This window comes from Streptomyces sp. SPB074 (assembly GCF_000154905.1).
Lineage (GTDB): Bacteria > Actinomycetota > Actinomycetes > Streptomycetales > Streptomycetaceae > Streptomyces.
The window spans coordinates 3,943,062-3,947,504 of the sequence record NZ_GG770539.1; the positions used below are offsets into that span (position 1 = coordinate 3,943,062).

Genomic DNA, 4,443 nt, shown 5'->3' on the forward strand with positions numbered 1-4,443 from the left:
CCCCTGCGGGCACATCGGTCGCTGGTCGGGGCGGCGCCTCGGCCCCGAGACGGAGCGGGGAGCGGGTGTGGGGGAGCAACCGCCCGTGTGTGCGGGAGACGTTGGGGTAAGCGGCCGGTATGACGCGGGCAGGGCGGGACGAGCGGACGGAACCGGGCGCGGACGCGCGGTCCGGGGCGGGGGCAGGGCGCTGGCGCGCGGCGTGGCGAGGACGGCCGCGTCCCGCTCCCGCCTCGCGCCCGGCACCGTCCTCCGCCGTGGCTGCCCCGGACGGTGCGGCGGCGGCCGGTGCCGCACCGGATGGCGAGGTGGTGGTGCGCCGGTCCTGGGGCAGGGCGCTGCTGCTCGGGCTGACGATGGTCGTGGCGTTCCTGCTGCTCGTGGCGTTCTCGGCGGTGCTCGCGAAGCTGACGCTCACGCCCTCGCCCGCCTCGGACGGCCTCGCGGGCTCGAACCTGCGCCCGGGACACTCGCTGCGGCAGTACGCGGAGGAGTACACGTTTCTCGGGGCCTGCAAGCAGGCCGGGGGGAACCTGCTGCTCGGCGCCCCCTTCGGAGTCCTGCTGCCGCTCCTCGTACCCCGCCGGATGCGGCTGGTACGGGTCTTCCTCGTGACGCTGCTGGTCATGTCGCTGGTCGAACTCGCGCAGGGAGCGGTGATCGAGGGGCGCGCCTTCGACGTGGACGACGTCATCCTGAACACGACGGGAGCGCTGCTCGGGTACGCGTTCCTCGGCCGCCGGCTGTCCCGCTCGCTGCGCCGCCGCACGGACCCCCGCCCCTCCCGCGTCCGCCGCGTCCGGAAGCGGCCCGCCGCACGACCGGCGCCGGAGCCGGAGCCCGCGACGGAGCCGGAGCCCGCGCGAGAACCGGAGACCGCGACGGAGCCCGCCACGGCGGGCCGGCTCGCCCGCCTGCGCGCGCGGACGGCCCGCGCCCTCCCCGCCCGGCGCGGCACCGGACCGAAGCCGAAGACGGACCTCTCCGGCCCCACGACCTGAGCAACCCACGAACGGCCTCGGGCGGCCGGGCGCTCGCGGGCGCACGAGGGGTCCCGGGTGACCGGGGGCTCCCGGGCGTACGAGCGATTTCGGGGGATCGGGCGAGCCTGGGCGTACGGGCGGCCCCGGACTTGCGAGCGGTGCCGGACAGGCCCCGAGCGGCGCCACGTCCGCGCGTGGTGCCGGGTGGCCCCTCCGTCGCCCAAAAACGCGCGGCCCCCGGCGTTTCCGCCTGCGGTCAGCTTCCCCCGGTCTGGCCCGGGGCCGCTGTTGGTTCGCTTTCCGGCTGGGTGGGGAGTTCGGCGACGCCGGTGATGCGGTGCAGGGGGTAGGTGCGGAGTTCCTCGGCGGTGTGGTCGTACGCGGTGACGAAGCCGCCCTCGACGCGGACCGGGGCGATGAGGCGGCGGTCGGCGGCGCCCTCCGCGTCGATGTAGCCGATCCAGACGGACTCGCCCACGAGAACGGCGTTCTGGAGGGCGACGAGGGTCTCGCCCGCCGAGCTGCGGGGCGGCTCGGCGGGGGCGACGAGCCCGGCCGGGGGTGCGGGCGGCGGGGTGGTCGCCGCCGTGTCACCGGCCCGGATGGCCCGTACCGCCGCCGCGAGCAGCGTCTGACGCGGGCGCGCGCCGCCCTCGCCGACCGGCTCGGGGGCACGGCGGGGCGGGGTGCGGTGCTCCGTGCTGGAGCGTACGAGGACATCGCCGCCCGGCCCTTCGGCGGCCGGGGCGAAGCCGAGGCCGCGCAGGCCGTCGAGGAGCACGGCCGGTTCCGAGGGCGAGGCGGCGACGGTCGGCGCGAGACGGCGCAGCCGCAGCGTCTCCGAGCGCCGGTCGGCGAGGATCTCGTCCAGGACGGTGGCCTCCTCGCACCGTACGTAGGAGGAGGCCGCGCCGACCCGGAGATGGCCGTGGCGGCGGGCGACGTCGTCCACGAGGTAGGCGAGGGGCTGCGGGACGGGCGTCAGGGAGTGGGTCGCGAGGAACTCGTGGATCGCCTCGGCGGAGTAGCCGGCGTCGAGGGAACGGCGCACGGAACCCGGCGTGAAGCGGTAGACGGTCGCGCCGCCCTTGGACTCGACGTCGGCGAGGAGCGCGAGACGTTCGGCGAGGGGGCGCTGGAGCGGGCCCGGGGCGACGGCCGTCAGGTCGGCCTGGAGCAGTACGTGGTCCAGCGGCGGCGGCAGCAGCTCGGCGAGCAGATCGACGAGCGCCGAGTCCTGCCCGGCGAGGAGCGCGCGCCCCTGCCGGGTGAGGGCACCGCGACCGGTGACGCCGAGGAGTTCCGCCTCGGTGAGCGTCCAGCTCGCGATACGGGTCCGCAGGTCGTTCTCGTGGGCGGCACCGCGCAGCGGGCGTTCCCAGCGGAGCCGGGCGAGGAGCGAGTCCGGCTCGGGCACGCTGCCGGGACCGAGTTCCGCGAGGAGCGCGAGGACACGGTGGCGGACCTCGGGCGCGGCCGTGCGGTCGAGGTGCGGGCCGAGCGCGGAGAGGGTGCGGTCCTTGCTGTCGCTGCCGCCGACGAGCCCGGGCGTGCGGGTCGCGGCGAGCCAGGCGGTGGCGAGCACGGCCCAGCGGCGGGCGGGCGGCAGCTCCAGCCACTCGTCGAAGTACGGGGTCGGCGCGTAGTGCTCGTCGGCCTCGCCGTCGGCGGCGACGAGCCCCGCCGCGTAGGCGAGTTCGAGCCAGAAGGCGGCGATGTCCTCGGAGGTCTCCAAGTATCCGGCGGTGCGCTTGAGGTCACGCTGGCTCAGGCCGCCCGCGCGGAGCACGGCGGGGCCGAGGTCCTTCGTCCGCGACCACGACTGGCGCGGCGAGCCCCACTCCTTGAGCAGGTCCTCCAGGGTCTGGAGCGCGGCGTAGGCCTGCCCGGCGGCAGCCGCGTCCGCCTCGCGCTCCTCGCGCGCCGCGCGCACGGCGATGGCCGGGGGCTCGGGCTCGACGGCACGGTGCGCGCGCCCGCCGCGCAGGTGCAGCGCGACCTCGCGCGGCAGGACGACGGTGCCCGGCGCGGTGGGCACGAGCAGCCCGTGATCCAGCAGCCAGCGCAGGTGCGGCGCCGGATGCGCCGTGACCTGCCCGTACGGCGGCCCCCACACGAGCCTGCCCAGCACCTCGACGGCGTCGGCGGGCGCCTCGTCCAGGAGCGCGCCGAGCCGCGCGGGATCGGTGAAGAGCGCGGTGAGCGCCTGGACGGCGGTCACCGAGTCGTGCGTCGAGCCCAGGCCCGCCTCGGTCAGGATGACCTGGAGGCGGCCCGGGGACATTCCCGCGGTGGCCTCGGCGAGGCTCGGGCCGAGGCCGGTGGGGGAGGGGTGGGCGGCGCTCGGGGCGAGGAGTTCCCGCGCCGTGCGCACGAGACGCAGGCGCTCGTCCGGCCCCCAGACGAGGGCGCGTTCGCGCAGCAGGGCGAGGGTGCGCGGCAGGGTCTCCCGCGCGGTGGGGTCGCCCTCGTCGCCGGTCAGAAGCCCTTCGAGCAGGTCGTAGGGGGCGGGATCGGGGGCGACGGCGAGTGCCTCGGCGGTCTGGAGCGCGAAACGGTCGAGCCGTTCCAGCGCACGCAGCACGGAGGCACGGGTCGCGGCGCGGGTGGCCAGCTGTGTCAGGTCGACGGGGACCGGGTTGAGCAGATCGGGCCGCGCGCGCAGCAGCGCGACGAGCGAGGCGTCGTCACGTACCCGCAGGGCTTCGGCGAGCGAACGCGGTCCCGGCCGCGTGGCCGGTCCGTCCTCGGTTGGTGCAGGGCTGCTCATCCCGCCCACGGTAGCGGGTGCGAAGGGCGCTGGGTGGGTGCGAGACCGCTCGGGTGTCGCGGACCGCACGCGCGCCGCGGTCCGGCACGCCTCCGGTACGGGGCGTTTCCGCCCACAGCGCCCACACCGCCCCCGGCCCAGCGGGCGGAGCCCCTGGCGGTGGGCGGGCGGTGCCTTCGGCGGTACGGGAACCGGCCCCGCCCGCACGGAACTCCCGCCGTGGGCGCGGGAATCAGCCTCACCCGTACGGGATCTCGCCTCCGCGCGCGTACGGGATCTCGGCCTCGCGCTCGTACGGGACCTCGACCTCGCGTCGCGTGCCCCGCCGACGTGGCGCGCTCGCCGGACGCGCCGGAGGCGCTGCCGTATTCGCGTGCGAGGGGGTGTTCCGGGCCGGACTTCTCCTTCGCGCGGGCCGAGTTCGGTACCGTCGTCGCAGCAGGACGCGCGGGGGCTGTCGGACGTGGTGGAGGGCCAGCGGTGGGGATCGAGACTGATCAGCTCGTCTTCGACTACCTGAGCCGGGTCGGGGATCTGGCGCAGCAGCAGCAGTTGCCGGCCGGGGAGCGGATGCGGCTCGTGGCGGGGCTGCGCGGGGAGATCGACCGCAGCAGGGCCAGGGCCACCACCCCGGACTCGGCCGCCTCCGTGCGCCGCATCCTGTCGCGGCTCGGCAGTCCGGAGGACGTC

At 76.8% G+C, this 4,443-nt stretch carries 3 protein-coding genes; 2 read left to right on the top strand and 1 reads right to left on the bottom strand.

What is annotated here, in order from left to right:
- Positions 1 to 257 precede the first annotated feature (257 nt).
- Positions 258 to 1,001: a VanZ family protein gene (locus SSBG_RS30260; protein ID WP_420790274.1), complete on the top strand. Its 744-nt coding sequence runs from the start codon at positions 258 to 260 to the stop codon at positions 999 to 1,001.
- 238 nt (positions 1,002 to 1,239) lie between these two features.
- Here SSBG_RS30260 and SSBG_RS16435 read toward each other — a convergent pair whose 3' ends face one another.
- The gene (locus SSBG_RS16435; RefSeq protein WP_037869937.1) at positions 1,240 to 3,753 is read right to left on the bottom strand and encodes a helicase-associated domain-containing protein; all 2,514 of its coding nucleotides are present in this window, start codon (positions 3,751 to 3,753) and stop codon (positions 1,240 to 1,242) included.
- Between the two features lie 480 nt (positions 3,754 to 4,233).
- On the opposite strand from SSBG_RS16435, the gene SSBG_RS16440 reads away from it, so the two are divergent.
- Positions 4,234 to 4,443, top strand: a 210-nt coding sequence (locus tag SSBG_RS16440) for an HAAS signaling domain-containing protein (protein WP_037869940.1), incomplete at its 3' end; no start/stop codon positions are given.

Excerpts from the sequence above, each read along its gene's own strand:
- SSBG_RS16435 (WP_037869937.1), bottom strand. The coding sequence starts at position 3,753 with ATGAGCAGCCCTGCACCAACCGAGGACGGACCGGCCACGCGGCCGGGA.